Annotated in this window: 20 protein-coding genes and 1 pseudogene; 9 read left to right on the top strand and 12 right to left on the bottom strand. The window is 61.1% G+C overall.

The window, feature by feature from the left end:
• Nucleotides 1-118 precede the first annotated feature (118 nt).
• Nucleotides 119-1,367 (bottom strand): annotated as a pseudogene (locus tag HFO99_RS09900) (AAA family ATPase).
• Between the two features lie 139 nt (nucleotides 1,368-1,506).
• The gene (locus HFO99_RS09895) at nucleotides 1,507-2,487 is read right to left on the bottom strand and encodes a zinc-dependent alcohol dehydrogenase family protein (protein ID WP_222360902.1); all 981 of its coding nucleotides are present in this window, start codon (nucleotides 2,485-2,487) and stop codon (nucleotides 1,507-1,509) included.
• A 203-nt stretch (nucleotides 2,488-2,690) separates the two neighbouring features.
• Here HFO99_RS09895 and HFO99_RS09890 point away from each other — a divergent pair, with 203 nt between their 5' ends.
• The 3 genes from HFO99_RS09890 to HFO99_RS09880 all read left to right on the top strand — a co-directional run bounded on the left by HFO99_RS09890 (nucleotide 2,691) and on the right by HFO99_RS09880 (nucleotide 4,950).
• A complete protein-coding gene (locus HFO99_RS09890) occupies nucleotides 2,691-3,122 on the top strand; it encodes a DUF3775 domain-containing protein (protein WP_222360900.1) in 432 nt (143 codons plus the stop codon).
• 121 nt (nucleotides 3,123-3,243) lie between these two features.
• Nucleotides 3,244-3,600, top strand: coding sequence for an SPW repeat protein (locus tag HFO99_RS09885; RefSeq protein WP_222360898.1), 357 nt, complete (start codon nucleotides 3,244-3,246; stop codon nucleotides 3,598-3,600).
• Between the two features lie 84 nt (nucleotides 3,601-3,684).
• Complete coding sequence (locus tag HFO99_RS09880; RefSeq protein ID WP_222360896.1) at nucleotides 3,685-4,950, top strand: MgtC/SapB family protein; 1,266 nt, start codon at nucleotides 3,685-3,687, stop codon at nucleotides 4,948-4,950.
• Nucleotides 4,951-5,157: 207 nt separating this feature from the next.
• Here the strand turns inward: HFO99_RS09880 and HFO99_RS09875 are convergent, their stop codons facing one another.
• A complete protein-coding gene (locus HFO99_RS09875; RefSeq protein ID WP_222248713.1) occupies nucleotides 5,158-5,394 on the bottom strand; it encodes a DUF2798 domain-containing protein in 237 nt (78 codons plus the stop codon).
• 237 nt (nucleotides 5,395-5,631) lie between these two features.
• On the opposite strand from HFO99_RS09875, the gene HFO99_RS09870 reads away from it, so the two are divergent.
• Together HFO99_RS09870 and HFO99_RS09865 are read left to right on the top strand one after the other, a co-directional pair.
• Entirely contained in the window at nucleotides 5,632-6,354 is a 723-nt protein-coding gene (locus HFO99_RS09870; RefSeq protein WP_222360894.1) for a YoaK family protein, read from the top strand.
• Between the two features lie 67 nt (nucleotides 6,355-6,421).
• Complete coding sequence (locus tag HFO99_RS09865) at nucleotides 6,422-7,210, top strand: YdcF family protein (RefSeq protein WP_222360890.1); 789 nt, start codon at nucleotides 6,422-6,424, stop codon at nucleotides 7,208-7,210.
• 3 nt (nucleotides 7,211-7,213) lie between these two features.
• Here the strand turns inward: HFO99_RS09865 and HFO99_RS09860 are convergent, their stop codons facing one another.
• On the bottom strand, nucleotides 7,214-7,687 hold the full coding sequence (locus tag HFO99_RS09860; RefSeq protein ID WP_222248707.1) for a hypothetical protein: 474 nt from the start codon (nucleotides 7,685-7,687) through the stop codon (nucleotides 7,214-7,216).
• 284 nt (nucleotides 7,688-7,971) lie between these two features.
• Here HFO99_RS09860 and HFO99_RS09855 point away from each other — a divergent pair, with 284 nt between their 5' ends.
• A complete protein-coding gene (locus tag HFO99_RS09855) occupies nucleotides 7,972-8,607 on the top strand; it encodes a trimeric intracellular cation channel family protein (protein WP_222248705.1) in 636 nt (211 codons plus the stop codon).
• Nucleotides 8,608-8,726: 119 nt separating this feature from the next.
• On the opposite strand, the gene irrA is transcribed toward HFO99_RS09855, so the two are convergent.
• Nucleotides 8,727-9,146, bottom strand: a complete 420-nt coding sequence (gene irrA / locus HFO99_RS09850; RefSeq protein ID WP_003544303.1) for an iron response transcriptional regulator IrrA — start codon at nucleotides 9,144-9,146, stop codon at nucleotides 8,727-8,729.
• Nucleotides 9,147-9,447: 301 nt separating this feature from the next.
• Between irrA and fabA the strand changes: the two genes are divergently transcribed.
• From fabA to fabI, 3 genes are read left to right on the top strand one after another with little or no spacing between them, the layout of a single operon-like run.
• Nucleotides 9,448-9,963 (top strand): 3-hydroxyacyl-[acyl-carrier-protein] dehydratase FabA, encoded by a 516-nt coding sequence (gene fabA, locus HFO99_RS09845; RefSeq protein WP_017966450.1) that lies wholly within the window; start codon nucleotides 9,448-9,450, stop codon nucleotides 9,961-9,963.
• A 45-nt stretch (nucleotides 9,964-10,008) separates the two neighbouring features.
• Nucleotides 10,009-11,241, top strand: coding sequence for a beta-ketoacyl-ACP synthase I (fabB, locus tag HFO99_RS09840; protein ID WP_222360888.1), 1,233 nt, complete (start codon nucleotides 10,009-10,011; stop codon nucleotides 11,239-11,241).
• A gap of 7 nt (nucleotides 11,242-11,248) precedes the next feature.
• Entirely contained in the window at nucleotides 11,249-12,055 is an 807-nt protein-coding gene (gene fabI, locus HFO99_RS09835; protein WP_222360886.1) for an enoyl-ACP reductase FabI, read from the top strand.
• Between the two features lie 96 nt (nucleotides 12,056-12,151).
• Here fabI and HFO99_RS09830 read toward each other — a convergent pair whose 3' ends face one another.
• The 7 genes from HFO99_RS09830 to infB form a co-directional block, all read right to left on the bottom strand.
• Nucleotides 12,152-13,168 carry a class I SAM-dependent methyltransferase gene (locus tag HFO99_RS09830; protein WP_222360884.1) on the bottom strand — a complete coding sequence of 339 codons (1,017 nt, stop codon included), beginning with the start codon at nucleotides 13,166-13,168 and terminating at the stop codon, nucleotides 12,152-12,154.
• A gap of 176 nt (nucleotides 13,169-13,344) precedes the next feature.
• Nucleotides 13,345-15,483 (bottom strand): polyribonucleotide nucleotidyltransferase, encoded by a 2,139-nt coding sequence (gene pnp, locus HFO99_RS09825; protein WP_222332639.1) that lies wholly within the window; start codon nucleotides 15,481-15,483, stop codon nucleotides 13,345-13,347.
• Between the two features lie 347 nt (nucleotides 15,484-15,830).
• On the bottom strand, nucleotides 15,831-16,100 hold the full coding sequence (rpsO, locus tag HFO99_RS09820) for a 30S ribosomal protein S15 (protein ID WP_003544317.1): 270 nt from the start codon (nucleotides 16,098-16,100) through the stop codon (nucleotides 15,831-15,833).
• Between the two features lie 154 nt (nucleotides 16,101-16,254).
• Complete coding sequence (locus HFO99_RS09815; protein ID WP_222360881.1) at nucleotides 16,255-17,106, bottom strand: alpha/beta fold hydrolase; 852 nt, start codon at nucleotides 17,104-17,106, stop codon at nucleotides 16,255-16,257.
• A 96-nt stretch (nucleotides 17,107-17,202) separates the two neighbouring features.
• Nucleotides 17,203-18,135, bottom strand: a complete 933-nt coding sequence (gene truB / locus HFO99_RS09810; RefSeq protein ID WP_222360879.1) for a tRNA pseudouridine(55) synthase TruB — start codon at nucleotides 18,133-18,135, stop codon at nucleotides 17,203-17,205.
• A gap of 13 nt (nucleotides 18,136-18,148) precedes the next feature.
• A complete protein-coding gene (gene rbfA, locus HFO99_RS09805; RefSeq protein ID WP_163878789.1) occupies nucleotides 18,149-18,553 on the bottom strand; it encodes a 30S ribosome-binding factor RbfA in 405 nt (134 codons plus the stop codon).
• Between the two features lie 149 nt (nucleotides 18,554-18,702).
• Nucleotides 18,703-21,441 carry a translation initiation factor IF-2 gene (gene infB / locus HFO99_RS09800; RefSeq protein ID WP_222360877.1) on the bottom strand — a complete coding sequence of 913 codons (2,739 nt, stop codon included), beginning with the start codon at nucleotides 21,439-21,441 and terminating at the stop codon, nucleotides 18,703-18,705.
• Nucleotides 21,442-21,478: the final 37 nt, after the last annotated feature.

Raw genomic sequence — 21,478 nt, 5'->3', positions numbered from 1 at the left:
TGGGGGTTGCCGCCTTGCCCGTCGTGAAAACGGAACGCTGTTCGATCCGCAATCGTCCGGCGACGAAAGCAGAGTGCTGGCTTCAGCTTGACTATGCCAGCCATTTCGCCTGACGGCATCATGCGGTCGCGCTAGCGGACGGCTGATGCGGCTCAGGACGAACAGTCTGCCGGCTGACGGGCTCGAGGACTTTTGCCTTAATGCGCGGCATGATCTCCTCGGCGAGCCCTTCGGCGGGCTGCGAGGCGTCGAGGCGCGGCCATGCGACGTCGCCCGTCTCATGCGCGAACTGGTGCGCCAGGATATCGACCGTCGCGTCGGAGGGGCTGCCAACCCGTGCCGCAACGCGCTGCCACAGCAGCGCCGGATCGGCTTCGAGCCAGAAGGCCGAAAAGGGATGGTGGCCTTCTTCCGCCGCTTCCTCGATCATCCGCCGGTGGACCGGCTTGTCGAAGACCGCATCGGCCACCGCCGAACTGCCTTCCGCAAGGATGAGACGGGCGCGCCAGGCCATCTGCTGATAGACCTTTGCCGAGATCTCTGGCCGGTACGCGGCCTTCGGCAGCCTGGTCTCCGCCGGAACGCCGTGCATTGCCTTGCGGATGCGGTCGCTTTCGATGATGCGTGCTCCCGGCGCGAGGCCGATCCTCGATGCAATCGAACAGACATGGTTTGCCATCAAGCAAGAATATATTGCGGAGATGCAAGTCGCCATGGCAACGCCGGACCTTGCCGGCCAGCCCCCGTCGGTCCAGGAGCTGGGTGTGCCGCGCAAGATGCCTCTCGAAGGCCCCGGTCAGTTCCTCGATCTCCTTGGCGGAAAAGACATGGCTGGTAGCAAAGCCGGCCTTATTGACCTTCAGCACCGCAGCCATGCTGGCCGCCCCGCCGTTGGCACTGATGACCGGCGCGAGACGATGAAAACCGACAATCGCCCTTGCAAGGGGTGTCATCATCGACGACGTCAATCCGCCGGAGGTGGCGATATGATCGAGTAGCAACGACTGATCGAAACGCCGCATTTCCACCAGAGCATCATGCAGGGTCCCTTGACCATCAAGCGCAAGGCCACCGTCCTTTTCCAGCGTGATCGTCCTGACACCGAGATAGATGCCGGGCGCTGTGGGCGTGTTCAATTCCACTTCTTTCCGGCATGTCGCCAGCCTTTTCTCCGCCGAGGAGAAATCGGCATAGGGGAGCTTCACGGCGCGCTTCATCTTGTAGGCGCGGTCCCCGGCAAGAAAAATGCGCGAGATATGCGTCTCGATCACTTCGACCGGCTGCCCATCCTGGGGCAATGCGTCGTTGAGAAAGGAAATGGTTGCCGACTGGTCTTCCGTGATCATCTGCAAACTTTCAGCTGAGATGCCGCACTATCGAAAGCTTCGCCCTGCCTCCGCGACAATACATTGACCCACCGATCGCGCTTGTCAGCCGCTCTCATCTCGATCCCCGGACCGAAGCGCTCTTGGCCGCGCTGCAAAGCCCCAGCAATAGGCCCGTGGCTCAAGGCTTCAAGACGGCCGCTCCGCTCAATCGGCCGGCACGCAAGTCGCCAAGCGCCGTATTGGCTTCGGTAAGCGGATAGACAATCGTATGGGTTCTGATGCCTGCCTGGCGGGCGATGGGGAAGAATTCCTCCGCATCCTTGCGCGTGAGATTTGCGACCGAAACAACGCTTCTCTCCCCCCAAATCAGCGCATAAGGCATAGCCGGAAGATCACTCATGTGGATACCTCCGCAGACGACCCTGCCGCCCTTGCGTACCGTCTGCGCTGCCGGCACGAGTTCGCCGACCGGAGCGAAGATGATTGCCGCGTCGAGCATGACGGGCGGAGCTTCATCCGAGCTTCCCGCCCACGACGCGCCAAGGCTGAGCGCGAAACGTTGCGCCGCCTCATCGCCGGTGCGTGAGAAAGCATAGACCTGACGGCCCTGCCAGCGGCATATTTGCGCGATGATATGGGCGGCTGCACCGAATCCGTAAAGTCCGATCCGGGCACCGTCACCAGCCTTCTTCAGCGAACGCCAGCCTATGAGACCCGCGCATAGCAGCGGCGCAAGAGCGACCGGATCGGTCTCGCCGTCAAGTGCAAAGGCATAATCTGCGTCGGCAACGACATGGGTGGCAAAACCCCCGTCGCGCGTATAGCCGGTAAATTGCGGCTCGTCGCAGAGATTTTCATCTCCGGTGCGGCAGAACGAGCAGCAGCCGCATGTGTGGCCGAGCCAGGGGACACCAACCCTTTGCCCTATGCGCGATGACGCGACACCTTCCCCAACAGCCTCGACGATGCCGACGATCTCATGGCCGGGAACGAGTGGAAGCTTCGGGTTCGGAAGATCGCCGTCACAGACGTGAAGATCCGTCCTGCAGACGGCGCAAGCTTCGATCCTCAACATCAACTGGCCCGTTCCAGGCACGGGATTAGCGCGCTCTACCAGACGCAAGGGGGTCCCGATCCTTTCCAAAATCATCGCGTGCATCAGCTTCTCCTCATCTCGCAAACCGGCACCCTTTCGAAAACGCGTCAATCGGCACGGACGCGCGTCAAGGATACGTCCTGCCCATTCTCGTTTGCCGTTTTCGTTACGTGACGACGGCCCAGATTGATCCTTCTCAATGCATCGGCATTCCATGTCACATCGTGGTATAGTTGAAATGGAATAGCGCGCGCGGAGGCCACTTCATGAATGACGCTGTGAACGAGGCATGGAGGCCGAGCATTTCGCCGGAGACGGTCCGCTTTCTCATCCTCAAGGGCAAGCAGTTCGACGTCAAGGATGTTGTCACTGAACTCGATCCGGGCTCGAATCCGAGTGACGATGGGATGATCGAAGTGCTGGAGGACCATGACGACGATCCCGTCGAGAAGGAGCTCAGGAGTGCAATCTGGGCTCTTAACGAAGACGAACAGATCGACCTGGTCGCGTTGGCATGGCTCGGCCGAGGCGATGGGGATGTCGATGATTGGGATGAACTGCGCAGCTTGGCTGCCGATGCGCACAATACGCGCACGGCGGCTTATCTTCTCGGCCTGCCCCTCCTGCCGGATTATCTCGAAGAGGCGCTCGACCAGTTCGGGGAGACGTCCACGGACGACGCGCTGGGCCGGCTCTGATATCGCCGGTACCCAAAGCGGCAGCCAGGGGATTTCCTCAGCTGCAAGGAATGTCGATCCAACGCCACGACCTGAGCTGCATGACTGTGTGAATGGCTCTTGGAGAGCAAGGAGATCAGCAATGAACCGTCGCCGTTGGCAAGACCACATCGCTTTTATCGTGGGAATATGGCTCATCAGTTCCCCTTGGGCATTCGGAAGATTTAGTCCGGACTCCATGCCTGCGGGGTCGGCCGCCTGGAATTTCCTTGTCTGCGGAACCGCTATCGCCATCCTAGGCTTGGCCGCTCTGGCATCGTACCGTTTTTGGGAAGAATGGGTTAATCTTCTGATCGGTGCCTGGCTTGTCGCCTCGCCATGGATTCTCCAGTACGTTCAAGAGCCGCTCCTCGTTTGGAATGCTTTCATCTGCGGCATTCTCCTCGTTGTTCTCGGCGTATGGGCACTTCGCGGAGCAAACCTATCTGAACGCCATTGAACGACGGCTTGCGGATGACGAAATGACATATACGGCGCAGGTGCCTTCACGATCGGATGGGCCGGCACCATCTGGACCCATCGGATGATGACGTCATTGGTAACGACCGAAGAAGCCTTCCAGCGCCTCAGTCTCGCGCTTGCGATTGGTATTTTGGTCGGCATCGAGCGCGGCTGGCAGGATCGTGAGGCCGCGCCGGGCAAAAGGGTAGCGGGGATCCGCACCTATGGCCTGTGCAGTTTCCTGGGCGGCTTCTGCGGTTTCCTGCAGCCCGTAACGGGGCCAATTCTGCCGACGGCCATCTTTGCTTCTTTTTGCGTCACAATTCTCGTTTTCAGCCGCATGCAGGCAACACATGACAAAGACTACAGCGCCACCGGTACCATTGCGGCAATAACGGTCTTCGCGCTGGGCTTCGGCGCAGTCGTTGCGGATATGACGGCAACGGCGGCAAGCGCTGTTGCAATAACAGCCCTCCTCGCCGCGCGCGAACCTTTGCATGGATTCCTTCGTCAATTGACTTGGCTCGAGCTCAGGGCCGCCCTGATCCTCCTGACGATGACGGTCGTCATCCTCCCGATCCTTCCCAAACAGCCGGTTGACCCCTGGCAGGCGATCAACCCCTTCGAGCTTTGGATGCTGACGATCCTGGTGGGAACTGTTTCCTTTGCCGGCTATATCCTGATCAGGCTCAGCGGCGCCCGCGCCGGCATTCTGCTGACCGGGGCAAGCGGCGGCATTGTCTCGTCGACGGCCTTGACGCTTTCCTTTGCCCGCCAGTCGACACAGATGCCTGCCCTCTCACCATTGCTTTCAGCGGGAGCGATGCTGGCGGGCGCCGTTTCCTTCACCCGGGTGCTTTTGATTTGCGGCGTCATTGCACCGGCTGTTTTCAAGGAACTGGTTCCATCGCTCGCACCCGCTGCTGTGATCTTCGCCATGGCAGGCGGCATCGCCGCATCGTGGCGGCGCCCGGATGACAGCACTGATTTCTTGCCGCGAAACCCACTTGAGGTGATGGTCGTGCTGCGTTTCGCGCTTGTTCTCGCCGTCGTGATAGTGCTGACGCGCGTGACCCTGAACGTCTTCGGAACCCAGTCGCTGCTCGCCCTTGCGTTCATCACGGGACTGGGCGATCTCGATGCGATAACGCTTGCCGTGGCTAAACTGTCATCCATCCAGTTGCCGGCGGATGCGGCCGCTCGCGCCATAGCGGTCGCCGCGTTCGCCAATCTGCTGGCGAAAGCTGTTCTTGCAGCAAGTATGGGCAGCATCGCCTATGCGGTTCGTTTCGCGATCGCCGGCAGCGTCGCGACTTTTGCCGGAATTGCCGGCTTGGTTCTGGCGTGAGCGCTTGTTCGCCTAATCGTGGCCGGCACTTGCCTTCCAGCCGGCGCAAAGCATGGGCCTTTCAAGCCAGATCGCCGGCGTCGTTCACGGACGTGTTGTCGAGGCTGCCGTTGCGGCGCTCCAGCTGCAGAGTTTCTTGGAAAGGGCGCCCCCCCCGACCTGAACGCCAGCGGGCGGCTTGCGCAGCCTGCCAGCGCCTCACGCTCTTCACATCTCGACGATAATAGCCGTCACCCGCTTGACCACTGGCAGAACCAATAGCAGGACGGGAAAGGCGATCGCCCAGGAGAGCGCCCATGCGGAGGGCCACATGGCAAGTGCAGGCGCGGTCAGGCCCTGTGCTCTCACGATACTGATCGCCGAGACGACGGATGTCATCAGCAGCGAGAGGATGAGTGGCATGACGATCGTATTGTATCGTTTGGGGAGTTTGCCTTTGGGCATTTTGATCTCCGTAAGGTGCCGATCAGACAATTGCGCAGCGCCGATCGGCGGGTTGCGCGTTGATTGACGTAAACGCTTACGGAGCTTCGATCTGAAGCAACGCCGTCTCTATGGCCCAAAATTTCTTGTCGTTCAAGTCCGCCCCATCCCCTTCCGATCGCCTTTGCCAATTCCTCAATGCGAGGATGTATGCTTGTTGCTGGAATCTCAGCGATTCGGCTCCGGGACCCTCAGCCAATGACCAGATCAAGACGCCGCCGCATCATCCGTACCCGCCGAACCCTGACCGGGCTCGCCCTCGTCGGCTCGATATCGTTTCTGGCCGGCATGACCGATGCGACCGGTCTTCTGCTCACCGGCGATTTCGTTTCCTTCATGACAGGCAATACGACGCGCGCCGCACTCGCCCTGAGCGAGGGCAATCTTTATCACGCGGCTGTCCTGGTCTGCGCCATCATCGTCTTCGTGCTTGGCAATGCGGCAGGTATCGTCATCTCCCATGTCTCGCAACGCCGCATTTTCGTGGTGCTTGGCTGCGTCGGGCTGGTTCTGGCGCTCGCCTCGATGATGACGGTGCAGAACATGCTGTTCGCGCGGTTCTACATGATCGTTTTTTCCATGGGCATGGTGAACGCCGCCGTCGAGCATATCGAAGGCCTACCGATCGGGCTGACTTACGTGACCGGCGCCCTGTCGCGTTTCGGCCGCGGCATCGGCCGCTGGATCATCGGCGATCGTCGTGTCGAATGGACGATCCAGATCGTGCCCTGGGGCGGCATGGTGCTCGGCGCGATCGTCGGCGCCGTCCTGACGCGGCTGACAGGTGCGCACGCGCTGTGGCTGGTCTCCCTCTTCGCCATGATGCTTTCACTGGTCACAATGCTCATCCCGCGGCCGCTTCAGCGCCGCTTCAATCAGAAGATCGCGCCGAGCGGACCGGCCACCACGCGCGCGAAATAAACCGTCGCATTCCTGTCACCGTCGAATCGGATAGGAAGGATCGCCGCCAATCCTCAAGGAGTGGGTCTTGTTCGTCATTTCGAAGCTTGTCTGGATTTTCGCTCAGCCGCTGTCGCTGGCATTCTTCCTCGTCTTCCTTGCCCTGCTTGCCGGCCTTCTGCGCTGGCGTATCTTAAGTATCCTCGGCGCAGCCGGTTCGGCCCTCATTCTCTTCGTTACGCTCTACACCACGGCCGGCAACCTGCTGATGCAGGGTCTCGAGCAGCGCTTCGCAAAGCCCGCCGCCGATCCCGATAGCCTGCAATGCATGATCGTTCTCGGCGGCGCCTTCGAAAATGAGGTGAACACGGCGCGCCACGGCATAGAATTCAAGGGTGGAGCCGATCGCTTCATCGAAGCCCTGCGGCTGGCGCAGAAATTTCCCCAGTCGCGCATTCTGGTGTCGGGCGGCGACGGCTCCATCTCCGGCATCTATGAAGGCGATGCGGCCGCGTCCGAGCGTTTCTTCCCGCTCTTCGGCGTCGGCAGGGATCGCCTGATCGAGGAGAGGCAATCGCGCACGACCTTCGAAAACGCCGTCAACACCAAGGAATTCCTGGCAAGCCAGGGGCTTTCCAATTGCCTGCTGATCACGTCGGGTTTTCACATGCCGCGCTCCGTCGGCATCTTCCGCAAGCTCGGCATCGATATCGTGCCCTGGCCGACCGATTATCGCACCGACGGCCAGGTGAGGCTTGGGTTTGATTTCACCCAGCCGAACCTCAATGCGCAGAACATGGCGACGGCGATCCGCGAATGGTACGGCCTGGTCGGCTATTGTCTCGCCGGCCGCACGTCGGAGCTCTATCCAAGCTGAGAGCTATTTCTTCGAGATGGTGACGAATTTCGTGCCGCGGACACGTGCCGTCACGGTGCAGGGATCACCTTCGGTGCGCTCGCAGAAGCGCGGATGCATCTTCATCGCCAGCACCATGTTGCCGAAGCGCTGGACGAAATCGTAGCCATAGATCTGTGCCGTCGCGATCATGAAATAACCGCCTTCGGCAACTTGCAGGTAGAAATTATAGGTGCAGCCGTCGTCATTGCATTGCGGCCCCTTCTGCCCGTCGCAGGTCAACTGGCCCTCGTTGACCACCGCATCGATCAGGCCATCATTGTTGATGTCCTGCCGGATGATGAAGCCGTCGGCAAATTCGGCTGTCTTGCACTGCTCCTGGAAATGTTTCTTCTCGTAGATCTCAGGATCGGGGACCAGCGATTGCTGACCGAGGGCGGCAACCGGCACGGCAAGCAGCAGGACGATATTCAGAACGGCGAGCACCAGCGTTTTCACGGCTTTCCTCTTTGGATAAAGGCTCCCAATGCATGTCGCCCAAAACTGTGCAGCGGTTTTGGGACAACGACATGCATTAAATCAAAGACATCAGCTTTATGGCCGCGCCGCCTTGCGCCGCCCTTGCCGCCGTGATTGATTCCCGAGAACAGGATGATTTTAGGCCTAGTTGGCCTAAAATCTGAATCCTGTTCTCAATTCAAGAGTGAGAGCATGATGTCGTCCGAAAACCGCTCACACTTTTCGGCATCATGCTCTGAACTTCTGCCGGTCCCGGGGCTCGCATGTCTCTGCTCGTCTATCTCGATTATGCCGGCATTGCGCTGTTTGCGGCGACAGGCGCGCTCGCCGCCTCGCGCAAGCAACTGGATCTGATCGGTTTTTTGTTTTTCGCAATGGTGACGGGAACAGGCGGCGGTACCGTGCGCGATATCGTGCTCGGCCGCGTGCCGGTCTTCTGGGTGCTGAACCCCGCCTATATCCTCGTCTGCTGCATCGTGGGCGTCATCGTTTTCTTCACCGCCCACCTGCTGGAATCGCGCTATCGCCTGCTGATCTGGCTGGATGCGATCGGCCTTGCCGCCTATTGCGTGCTCGGCGCCGCCAAGGGCCTCGCTGCCACCGGTTCGCCGACCATCGCGATTGTCACCGGCACGCTGACGGCGACCTTCGGCGGCATCCTGCGCGATCTGATGGCAAACGAACCTTCGGTGTTGTTGCGGCCGGAAATTTACGTGACCGCAGCCCTTATCGGCGCTGGCGTGTTTACCGCCGCGAATGCGCTCGGAATGCAGCTCTATCTGGCGTCTGCCTGCGGCGTCGTGGCGGCCTTTGCGGTGCGCGGTGGAGCCCTGTGGTTCGGCTGGACCTTCCCGACCTATAGGCATAAGCCCGGCCGGCATCCCGACGATGTCATGTGAAGCCTAATGCATGTCGCCCAAAATTGCGCAGCGGTTTTGGGACAACGACTTGCATAAAAATAAAGATCTAAAGGGCGTCGCATGATGCCGATCCGGCGCGACGCGCTTTAGAGGCGTCGTCAGCCCTGCTTTGCTCGCAGGCGGATCACCACATCGACATGGGCGATCTCCATGCCCTCAGGCGGTTCCGGCAGATTGGCGATAGTCAGGTTGCTGACGGGAATGTCGAGCACCTCGTTCTCGCCTTCGACGAAGAAATGGTGATGGTCGGAAACATTGGTGTCGAAATAGGTCTTGGCGCTCTCGACGGCGAGAACGCGGATGAGACCGGCTTCCGTGAATTGGTGCAGCGTGTTGTAGACGGTTGCCAAGGACACCGGCACGCCGGCGGCAACCGCCTCCTCATGCAGTTCCTCGACGGTCAAATGCCGGTCGCCCTTGGCAAACAGGAGGTCGCCGAGCGCGACGCGCTGGCGGGTAGGCCGCAGGCCTGCACCGCGCAGCCTTACCTCTATTGCGATCGGGAATGCACCCGTCATCAAAACCAACTCCGGTTATTCTGGCATAAAGCAATCATGTTTCTTTAAGCGGTATAACTTTTGCGTCCGAGCCTTTCAATAGTTCAATGGGGACGGGAGCCTGATAAACGCGGCAAAAACGGGCTTTTGACGCAAATAGGTCTGGTCCCGGCCCTAGCCTTCCTGTATGCGACCACCAAATAATGGCGCAAGCCTGGTCCGGGGCGATGAATGAAGCTGCCTTGCTTGTGCTTCATTTTCTGAAGATCTTGGACTACACGTTCACATCCATCGGCTTGACGCGGGGGGAAAAAGAAACTTTATGACGACCAGACAGTCCAGCTTCTCGTATGAAGAACTCATCGCTTGCGCACATGGCGAGCTGTTCGGCCCCGGCAATGCGCAGCTGCCCCTGCCGCCTATGCTGATGGTTCACCGCATCACGGAGATTTCCGAAACGGGCGGCACCTTCGACAAGGGCTACCTCCGGGCCGAATACGACGTTCGCCCGGACGACTGGTATTTCCCCTGCCATTTCGAAGGCAATCCGATCATGCCGGGCTGCCTCGGTCTCGACGGCATGTGGCAGCTGACCGGTTTCTATCTGGGTTGGCTCGGCGAGCAAGGCCGCGGCATGGCGCTTTCGACAGGCGAAGTGAAATTCAAGGGCATGGTCCGGCCGCAGACGAAGCTGATCGAATATGGCATCGACTTCAAGCGTGTCATGCGCGGCCGTCTGGTCCTCGGCACGGCCGACGGCTGGCTAAAGGCGGACGGCGAGACCATATATCAGGCGGCCGACCTTCGCGTCGGCCTATCGAAAGACAAGACGGCCTGAAACCGCATTTTGAGCGGCTGACGAAAACAACAAAGGTTTGATCAGATGAGACGGGTAGTTGTCACGGGTCTGGGTGTCGTGTCCTCGATCGGAAACGACGCGGCCGAAGTCACCGAATCCTTGCGGCAGGCAAAGTCGGGTATCTCCTTTTCGAGCGATTTCGCCGAACACGGGTTCAAGTGCCAGGTCTGGGGCAGTCCGAAGCTCGGTTCGGCGGAACTTGCCGAACTGGTCGACCGTCGCGCCATGCGTTTCCTGTCGCAGGGCGGCGCCTGGAACCATGTCGCCATGAAGCAGGCACTTGCCGATTCCGGCCTGGATGAGAAAGACTACGCTCAGAACGAGCGTACCGGCATCATCATGGGCTCTGGCGGTCCATCCACCCGCACCTTGATCGAAGCCGCCGAGATCACCGTCAAGAACAACAGCCCGAAGCGCATCGGCCCCTTCGCCGTGCCGAAGGCGATGTCCTCGACCGCATCGGCCACGCTCGCCACCTGGTTCAAGATCCACGGGGTCAATTATTCGATCTCTTCGGCCTGCTCGACCTCGGCGCATTGCATCGGCAACGCCGCCGAAATGATCCAGTGGGGCAAGCAGGACGTGATGTTCGCCGGCGGCCACGAGGATCTCGACTGGACGATGTCCAACCTCTTCGACGCCATGGGCGCCATGTCCTCCAAGTATAACGACACGCCGGACAGCGCCTCGCGCGCCTATGACGTCAACCGCGATGGTTTCGTCATCGCCGGCGGCGCCGGCGTGCTGGTGCTCGAGGAGCTGGAGCGCGCCAAGGCCCGCGGCGCCAAGATCTACGCCGAGATCGTCGGCTACGGCGCAACCTCGGATGGTTACGATATGGTCGCCCCCTCGGGCGAAGGCGCTATCCGCTGCATGCGCCAGGCGCTCGCCACCGTCAAAGGCGATGTCGACTACGTCAACACCCACGGCACCTCGACGCCGGTCGGCGACAGCAAGGAAATCGGCGCCATCCGCGAAGTATTCGGCTCGAAGATCCCGCATATCCAGTCGACCAAGTCGCTGACCGGCCATTCGCTTGGCGCTGCCGGCGTGCAGGAATCGATCTATTCCCTGCTGATGATGCAGCAAGGCTTCATCGGCGAAAGCGCCCATATCACCGAGCTCGATCCCGAATTCGAAGGCGTGCCGATTGTGCGCAAGCGCATCGACGACGCGAAGATCGACATTGCCCTCTCCAATTCCTTTGGCTTCGGCGGAACCAACGCCACGCTGGTCTTCCAGCGCTATAACGGATAACAATAATATGACGGGAATCATGCAGGGTAAGCGCGGGCTCGTCATGGGCGTCGCCAACAACCACTCGATCGCCTGGGGGATTTCAAAAGCTCTCGCCGCACAGAGTGCGGAACTCGCCTTCACCTATCAGGGCGATGCGCTCGGCAAGCGCGTCAAGCCGCTTGCTGCCGAGGTCAACTCGGATTTCGTGCTGCCCTGCGACGTCGAGGATATCGCCTCGGTCGATGCCGTGGTCGACGCGATAAGCGAGCGCTGGGGCAAGCTCGATTTCATCGTCCATGCCATCGGCTTTTCCGACAAGAACGAGTTGAAGGGTCTCTACGCCGATACGACGCGTGAGAATTTCAGCCGCACCATGGTCATTTCCTGTTTCTCCTTCACCGAGATCGCCAAGCGCTGCGCTCCGCTGATGGAAGATGGTGGTGCGATGCTGACGCTGACCTATAATGGCTCAACGCGCGTCATCCCGAACTACAACGTCATGGGGATTGCCAAGGCAGCGCTCGAGGCTTCGGTGCGCTATCTCGCCGCCGACTACGGCCCGCGCGGCATCCGCGTCAATGCCATTTCCGCCGGCCCGATCCGCACGCTTGCCGGCGCCGGCATCTCCGATGCACGCGCGATCCTCTCCTGGAACCAGCGCAATGCGCCGCTGCGCAAGACCGTCACCATCGATCAGGTCGGCAGCTCGGCTCTCTACCTGCTCTCCGACCTTTCCTCCGGCGTCACCGGCGAAATCCACTTCGTCGACGCCGGCTTCAACGTCACCTCCATGCCGACGCTGGAAACGCTGCGCAGGGCGGACGTCGAATAAACACTTATTCAATTGAAACTCAAAGGCCGTGCGCAGATGACGCGCACGGCCTTTTTCTATCAATCGCAATGGTTCCGTATCGAGGCTGCTTGAGCCCTATTTCTTCGCCCACAGCACCTTGAAGCGGGCGTTGCGGCAGGTTTCGCCGCTTTCCCTGAAATTCGCTGCCAGAACCGGCTCGTAAGGCAGGCCGCGATTGGCGACGAGCATCAAGCGGCCGCCGCCGCGAAGGGCGGATGCGGCGGTCTTGATCATCGCCTGGCCGAGCGCCGGGTCGGCGGCGTGGCCCTCGTGGAAGGGCGGGTTCATGATGACGAGGTCGTATTTATCCTTGACCGGTTCGCCCGCCAGATCGTGCCAGAAGAAGCGCGCAGGCGCGTTCGGGAAGTTCCTGGCCAGATTATCCCTGGCAGCCTCCAGAGCCGCGTGATCGGCCTCGTAGAGGTCGAGGCGCGTCAGTCCACGCGACTTCTGCGCCATCTCGACGGAGAGATAGCCCCAGCCGGCGCCGAAATCCGCAACGTCGCCGGTGAAATCCTCAGGCAGGCGCGAGGCGAGCAGTTCTGATCCGGCATCGATCCGGTCATGCGAGAACATGCCGGCGGTTGCATTGAAACGGCCGTCGACGCGCACCGGCGCTTTTGCCAGCTCGGAGATAATCTCGTCTGCATCCGCCGGTCGGCCGAACCAGAAGGCGACGCCGTGATATTTCGGCATATGGTCGACGGCGAGATTGAAACCTTCCATCCGCTTGCGCAGCGGCTGGATGCCGTCTTCCTTGGCGCCGGCAACGACGATCAGGCCGCCGAGCCGCGTACGGGCGATCGCAGCGGCGAGATTGGCCTCGTTCTCGCCCTTGTGCTTGGTGCAGAGCACCAGAGCCGCATCGTAGTCCTCGCCGTCGACCTCCGGCTTCGCTTCGATCCGCTGCGCCAGCAGCTGCCGATAGAGCGGCCGGAAGCCCTGGACGGCGCTGAGTGAGGCGACAAAGCCTTCCGGCAGCGCAAAACCTGCCTCGGCGCCGAGGAAGAGCACGCGCTCGCCCTCGCCGGGGGCCGCGACTGTGCCGCTGGCAAAGGGATGGAACAGTGTCTTCAGCGTCTCGCTGCTCATGGTCTCGTCTCGTCTTAAAGCATGTCACGCAAAGTGTTCAGCGGTTTTGCGAGCACGACATGCGCAAAACCAAGGACCTGAAGTGCGGCAAGCGATCGGAAAGATCGCGCCGCGCTTTAGGATACAAAAAGGGCGCGGAAGCATTCCCGCGCCCGATATTGAGTCTGGAAGGCGGCTTATTCGGCCGCTTCTTCCTTCTTCTTCTCGTTCGGGATTTCCTGGCCGGTGGCCTGGTCGACGACCTTCATCGACAGGCGAACCTTGCCGCGTTCGTCGAAGCCGAGCAGCTTGACCCAGACCTTGTCGCCTTCCTTGACGACGTCCTGGGTCTTGGCAACACGCTCGGAAGCGAGCTGCGAGATGTGGACGAGGCCGTCACGGGCGCCGAAGAAGTTGACGAAGGCGCCGAAGTCGGCGGTCTTGACGACCGTGCCTTCGTAGACCTGGCCGATCTCAGGTTCGGCGACGATCGAGTGGATCCACTTGCGGGCCGCTTCGATCTCCTTGCCGGAGGAGGACGCGATCTTGACGGTGCCGTCATCCTCGATATTGATCTTCGCGCCGGTCTTTTCGACGATTTCGCGAATGACCTTGCCGCCGGAGCCGATGACTTCACGGATCTTGTCGACCGGGATGTTCATGACTTCGATGCGCGGAGCGAATTCGCCGAGCTGGCCGCGGCTTTCGGTGATGGCCTTGGACATTTCGCCGAGGATGTGGACGCGACCGCCTTGGGCTTGGCCAAGGGCGACCTTCATGATCTCTTCGGTGATACCGGTGATCTTGATGTCCATCTGCAGCGAGGTGATGCCGTCGGCGGTACCGGCGACCTTGAAGTCCATATCGCCGAGGTGGTCTTCGTCACCGAGAATATCGGAGAGGACAGCGAAGCGATCGCCTTCCAGGATCAGACCCATGGCGATACCGGCAACCGGCTTTGCCAGCGGAACGCCGGCGTCCATCAGAGCGAGTGAGGTACCGCAGACGGTCGCCATCGAGGACGAGCCGTTCGACTCGGTGATCTCGGAGACGACGCGCAGCGTGTAGGGGAACTGCTCAGGCGTCGGCAGCATCGGACGGATCGCGCGCCATGCGAGCTTGCCGTGGCCGATTTCGCGGCGACCCGGGGAGCCCATGCGGCCGGTCTCGCCAACCGAGTAGGGAGGGAAGTTGTAATGGAGCAGGAAGCGCTCCTTGTACATGCCCGTCAGGCTGTCGACATACTGCTCGTCTTCGCCGGTGCCGAGGGTGGCAACCACGATCGCCTGGGTTTCGCCGCGGGTGAAAAGCGCCGAACCGTGGGTGCGCGGCAGAAGACCGACTTCCGAAATGATCGGACGAACGGTTTCGAGGTTGCGGCCGTCGATGCGGCTCTTGGTGTCGAGGATGTTCCAGCGGACGATCTTCGCCTGCAGATGCTTGAAGATCGCGCCAACTTCTTCGGCCGTGTACCGGGCTTCGCCTTCCTCGGGGAGGAAGTGCGCCTTCACCTTCGCCTTGACGGCGTCGACGGCGGCGTAGCGGTCGGCCTTCTGGGTGATCTTGTAGGCTTCGCGAAGTTCACCTTCGGCAAGGCCGAGCATTTCGGTTTCGAGAGCGGAGTAGTCTGCCGGCTGGAAGTCGCGCGGCTCCTTGGCGGCCACTTCGGCGAGCTTGATGATCGCATCGAGAACCGGCTGGAAGCCCCTGTGGCCGAACATGACGGCGCCGAGCATGACGTCTTCGTTAAGTTCCTTGGCTTCGGATTCCACCATCAGCACGGCGTCGTAGGTGCCGGCGACGACGAGGTCGAGGCTCGATTCGTCCATCTCGTCGAGATGCGGGTTGAGAACGTATTCGCCGTTGATGTAGCCGACGCGTGCGCCGCCGACCGGGCCCATGAAGGGAACGCCGGAGAGCGTCAGCGCTGCGGAGGTAGCGACCATCGACAGCACGTCGGGATCGTTTTCGAGGTCATGTTGGATAACGGTAACGACAACCTGCGTGTCGTTCTTGTAGCCCTCAGGGAAGAGCGGGCGGATCGGGCGGTCGATCAGGCGGGAAACCAGGGTTTCCTTTTCGCTCGGACGGCCTTCGCGCTTGAAATAGCCGCCGGGGATCTTGCCGGCCGCATAGGTCTTTTCCTGGTAGTTGACGGTGAGCGGAAAGAAGTCCTGGCCGGCCTTCGGCGCCTTGGCCGAGACAACGGTGGCGAGAACGACAGTTTCGCCGTAGGTGGCGAGAACCGCGCCGTCGGCCTGACGGGCGATCTTGCCGGTTTCGAGTTTCAGCGGGCGGCCGGCCCACTCGATTTCGACTGTGTGTGTATCAAACATGACTTGTCCTTCAATGCGGGAGCACGCGCCATCGCCGTATCAAGGCGCAGCGCACAGTCGACCGCAATCAATGTGACGTATCACGGGCAAGACAACGGGAGGCTTTTCATCCTCGGTTTCCCTCAGGCGTTCCTGAGAAACCGGGCCAAAGCTCATTGATAAGCCTTGGCCAAAGCATCCGGCAATCCTGCCCCATGACAGGTCAACGGTTGGTTTGGCAGAACCGGCCCATCCGGGTCTGCCGGTCTTTCCACCGCTAAAAGATAGGGCGCGGCTGGAATATTTCATCGGGAACCGTGTCCCGAAGCACATCCGGCGGGCGCTCGGAAAGCACCCGCCGGACAATCTTAGCGGCGGATACCCAGGCTGGTGATCAGCTTGGAATAGCGGCCTTCATCCTTCTTCTTGAGATAATCAAGAAGCGAGCGGCGGCTCGAAACCATCGTCAGCAGGCCACGGCGGGAATGGTTATCCTTCTTGTGGTCCTTGAAGTGTTCGGTCAGGTTGTTGATGCGTTCGGTCAGGATCGCGACCTGGACTTCCGGAGAACCGGTATCGCCCTCAACGGTCGCATATTCCTTGATCAGCGCAGACTTACGCTCAGCAGTGATCGACATCGGGTGATCCTTTCTAAGAGGAGGAGATTAAAGTCGCCAAAAGCCGGGATGTCGTCCAGCTTTGGCCGTGAATGCGAGCAGGCAAACCTGACGCTGGCGCTGCCTATAAACCAAATAAGCAGCAATGGAAAGAGGGGAGCTCCCGCAGCGGTTTTCAGCGGCCCGCCATGGCGTCCCGGATCATCGCATCGTAACCCGTGGGATCCTGCAGCATGGCGAAATGGCTGGCGTCTTTCAGGATCACGAGCTTGGCGCCCGGAATTTCTTTCGCCATCATCTCCGTATGGTCGAGCTTCACCGCCTCGTCATGGTCGCCGATAGCGAGCGTGACCGGCACCGCGATTTTTCCAAGATCCGCTGCCGTCCAGGCCGGCTGGGTCGCCCACATTTCGGAGATCTGGGTGACGAAGGCGTCGTACTCGTTCGGCGTCGGCGACAGTTTCCTGTAATATTCGCCGGCGACTTTGATGTAGTCGTTGAAGGTCTTGTTGTTCATCACGTCAGCCTTGACGCCGTCGGTCGTGACGTTGGCTGCCTGGGCAATGACGCGCGTCAGCTTTTCCGGATTTTTCATCGCCATGTCGATGCCGATGATGCCGCCATCCGACCATCCCACAAGCGTCACCTTGTCGATCTTCAGATAGTCGAGAAGCGCGACGTAGTCTGACGTCATCAGGTCGTAACCGAAGGGCTGCTGGCTGCGCGTCGAGCGCCCATGTCCGCGGCTGTCGGCAACGATGACTCGATGATCCCTCGCAAAATCGGCGACCTGGTGACCCCAGACCTCGGCATTTCCAAGACCGCCATGAATGAACAGGATGGGATCGCCTTCGCCGTATTCGGCGTAATACATCTTGATGTCGTTCACCTCGGCCATGCCGCTCGTCTTTGCCACCGGCATCGAAGGAAAGGCCGGAAGCTCGGCCCAGCGCTCGGCGGATCGAGCGCCGGCGACGGCGAGAAACATCGAAAAGAACGTCAGGATTCCGATAGCAGTTCCGCGCATGATCTTTCCCTCTGTCAGGCCCCCATGGCCCGACAGGGAAGATATCGCATCGCTACCGCCTGACAATCGCTGTCGTTGTCAGAAAGCCAGATAGGCTCAGGCGAAAACCCGCTTCGGGCGAAACTCACCCTGGCCGATCTCGCCGATCGCGATCAGCTTGCCGCGGGCCGTCGCATAGGCTTCGCTTTCGGCAACCGGCGCATCGCGGCCACGCACCAGGATCGGGTTGCCCATCTTCAGCCGGTGCGCCTGGTCGTCGTTGATGACGAGATGGGGCAGCGAGGATAGCGCTTCGCAGGTGTCGATCAGCAGCGCGTCGAGGGCCGCCAGGCGCTCGTCCATATCCTCGATCGCTTCCAGTGCCACGAGATCTGCGAGCGGCACCATGGTCTCTTCCGCGAAAGGCGCGACAAAGGTGCGCCGCAGCCCGGACACATGGCCGTAGCAGCCGAGTTCGCGGCCGAAATCACGCGCCAGCGCCCTGACATAGGTACCCTTGCCGCATTCCACTTCGAAATGCGCGCTATCGGCGTCCGGGCAGGCGAGCAAGGTCAGCCGGAAGATATCGACCTCACGCGAGGGGATTTCGATGGTTTCGCCTTCGCGCGCCAGATCATAGGCGCGTTCACCTGCGATCTTGATAGCGGAAAACTGCGGCGGCACCTGGCTGATGGCACCGATATATCCAGGTAGGATATCGCGAATCTGCTGTTCGCTCGGGCGTTTGTCCGAACTCTTGGTCACCTCACCCTCGAGATCGTCGGTCGCCCGCTCCTCGCCCCAGCTTACCGTGAATTCATAGATCTTGCGGCCGTCCATCACATAGGGAACGGTCTTCGTCGCATCGCCAAGTGCAATCGGCAGCATGCCGGAGGCGAGCGGATCGAGCGTGCCGGCATGACCGGCCTTCTCAGCCTTATAGAGCCACTTGATCTTGGAAACGGCTTCCGTCGAGCCGAAATCCACCGGCTTGTCGAGGATGAGCCAGCCTGAAATCGGCCGGCCCTTGGGTTTGCGTGGTTTGGACATGCGTCTCTTCTGTTTATTGTTCGTCATTATCGCCGTCGAGGTCGCGGCTCACCTCGGGCGAACGCAGCAGCTCGTCGATCTTCTTGTAGTTGTCGAAGCTGGTATCGTCGCGGAAGCGCACCTCCGGCATGTATTTCATCTGCCGAAGCTGCGGCCCGAGCCGGCCGCGGATGAACCTTGCATGACGGTTCAACGCCTCGATGACGATACTGTGATCGGAAACGCCGAGCGGCGTCACATAGGCGGTGGCGATCTTGAGGTCCGGCGACATGCGCACTTCCGAGATCGAGATCACGGTCGCCTCGATGACGTCGTCACGCACTTCGCCGCGCTGCAGCACCTGGGTGAGAGCGGCGCGAACCTGTTCGCCAATGCGCAGCATGCGCTGCGAAGGCGCGGAAGAAGTTGGTCTGGTCATTGTTATCTCTATTTGCCGATGCGGCTGGGAATCGAACCCGTCAAAGGAGAGCGTCCATGACTCTTTTGGTCTAAAAGGTCAAGTCGGCAGATGCCCGAAAGCCATCCGCCGGCTGGCGGATGGCTTTCGGAAAGTTCAGGCGCAGCAGTTTAGAGCGTGCGCGTGATATGTTCGACGCGGAAGCACTCGATGACGTCGCCGGCGCGCATGTCTTCGTAGTTTTCGAAGGCCATGCCGCATTCCTGACCCATCGGCACTTCGGACACTTCGTCCTTGAAACGCTTGAGCGTCTTGAGCTTGCCTTCGTGAACGACAACGTCGTTGCGGATGAGGCGGACGCCCGCACCACGTTCGACCTTGCCTTCGACGACACGGCAGCCTGCAACCTTGCCGACCTTGGTGATATTAAACACCTCGAGGATCTCGGCATTGCCGATGAAGGTTTCGCGCCGTTCCGGAGACAGGAGGCCCGACATCGCTGCCTTCACGTCATCCACGAGGTCGTAGATGATGTTGTAGTAGCGGATTTCGATGCCTTCGCGCTCGGCGAACTGGCGTGCCTGCGTATTCGCACGAACGTTGAAGCCGATGATGGCCGCGTTCGAGGCTTCGGCGAGCGAGATATCCGACTCGGTGATGCCGCCGGCACCCGAATGGACGATGCGGGCGCGGACTTCGTCGGTGCCGAGCTTCTCCAGTGCGCCGGCAATCGCTTCGATCGAGCCCTGCACGTCACCCTTGATGACCAGCGGGAACTCCTTGATGCCGACGCTCTGGCGCTGCATCATCATCTGTTCCAGCGAACCGCGCTGTCCCGACTGGCGGGCAGCCGCCTTGTCGCGGGCCAGACGCTGACGATATTCCGAGATTTCGCGGGCGCGGCTTTCGCTTTCGACGACGGCGAATTTGTCGCCCGCCTGCGGCGTACCGGACAGACCGAGCACTTCGACCGGCGTTGCCGGACCTGCTTCCTTCACATGGTCGCCCTTGTCGGTGACGAGAGCGCGCACGCGGCCCCAGACGTCGCCGGCGACAATGATCTGGCCCGGACGCAGCGTGCCCTTCTGGACGAGCACGGTCGCGACCGAACCGCGACCGCGGTCGAGCTGGGCTTCGATGACAGTACCTTCCGCGGTCCGGTTCGCATTGGCCTTGAGATCGAGAATTTCCGCCTGCAGCAGGATCGCCTCGAGCAGCTTGTCGAGGTTCTTGCCGGTCTTGGCCGAAACCTCGACGTCAAGCACTTCGCCGCCCATGGATTCCACGAAAACTTCGTGCTGCAGCAGCTGGTTGCGAACCTTCTGCGGATCGGCCTCGTGCTTGTCGACCTTGTTGATCGCCACGATGATCGGAACACCGGCCGCCTTGGCGTGGTTGATCGATTCGATCGTCTGCGGCATCACGCTGTCGTCGGCTGCGACGACCAGGATCGCGATATCCGTCGCCTGCGCACCGCGGGCACGCATTGCCGTGAAGGCGGCGTGGCCGGGCGTATCGATGAAGGTGATCTTCTGACCGTTCTGCTCCACCTGATAGGCGCCGATATGCTGGGTGATGCCACCGGCTTCGCCGGAGACCACGTTGGCATGGCGGATGGCGTCGAGCAGCGAGGTCTTGCCGTGGTCGACATGGCCCATGATGGTAACGACGGGCGGGCGGGAAACCAGTTCGCCATCGTCGTCGGACACGTTGAAGATGCCGAGTTCGACGTCGGATTCCGACACGCGCCTAACCGTATGACCGAATTCGCCGGCGATGATTTCGGCAAGGTCGGCGTCGATGACGTCGCCTGGCTTCATCATCTGGCCTTCCTTCATCAGGTACTTGATGACGTCGACGGCGCGTTCGGACATGCGCTGCGACAGTTCCTGAATGGTGATGGTCTCGGGCAGAACCACTTCGCGGGAGATCTTCTCGCGGGTTTCCTGCATCTGACCGCGGCGGAACTTCTCCTGCCGGCGACGCATCGCCGAGAGCGAACGACCACGGGCATTGTCCTCGCCGTCGACGTTGGCGGTGCTGATCGTCAACTTGCCGCGACGGCGCTCTTCATCCGTCTTCGGACGAGTCGTGACCGGCTTTGCCGGTTCCGGGCGAACGACGCGGCCACGGACCGGACCGCCGCGCGCTGCGCCACGATCGTCTTCTTCCTTTTCGTCGCGACGGCCGCGAACGGCCCCAGGGACGGCAGCGCCGGGTGCCGGACGGGCAACAGGTGCTCCGGCCGCGTCGGGCCGGCGTGCGGCCGGTGCCGACGATGCGGGCTGCTGCGGCCGTGCCGCGTCGGTGCGTGCTTCGGCCGGAGCCGGTTCTGCGGCTGCCGGTTCAGCAACAGCGGGTGCCTCAGCCTGCCGAATAGCCTCTTCAGCGGCCCTGCGGGCAGCTTCTTCCGCTTCGGCTGCCTTGCGGACAACCTCTTCGGCGGCACGGCGCTTTTCTTCTTCGGCGCGGCGAATCGCATCCTGGGCGTCACGCGCCTGAGAGTCGGCAAGCGCGCGGCGGCGGGCGTCCATCTCTTCCGGCGACAGATGGTTCAGCACCACCGGGCGCGGACGATCGTTCTGGCGCGGCGGCTGCGGACGCTGGTTCGTCTGGTTGTTGTTGCCCTGCTGAACCCGCGGAGCCGGCGTCGGCTGCTGCGGACGCGCCTGCACGGGTGCGGGCGCCGGTTCGGCTGCGCGCACGGGGGCCGCCGGAGCGACGGGTGTGATCGGCTTTTCGTCTTCCGGGCGCATCGGGCGCCGCTTACGGGTCTCGACGACGACCGCCTTGGTGCGGCCTCGACCCATATCCTGGCGAACGGTACCCTGGCTCATCCCCGATGGTTTCAGGGTGAGTGTCTTTTTGCCCGCTACGCTGATTGTCTTGTCGTCGTTACTATCGGTCATTCGTTCCCGTTCCTTCGGACAGGGAGCGATGACTAGA

The sequence above is a fragment of the Rhizobium leguminosarum genome (genome assembly GCF_019798305.1).
Classification (GTDB): domain Bacteria; phylum Pseudomonadota; class Alphaproteobacteria; order Rhizobiales; family Rhizobiaceae; genus Rhizobium; species Rhizobium leguminosarum_U.
The sequence above is the reverse complement of the archived record's forward strand: the minus strand, read 5'-3'. Positions and strand labels throughout refer to the sequence as shown.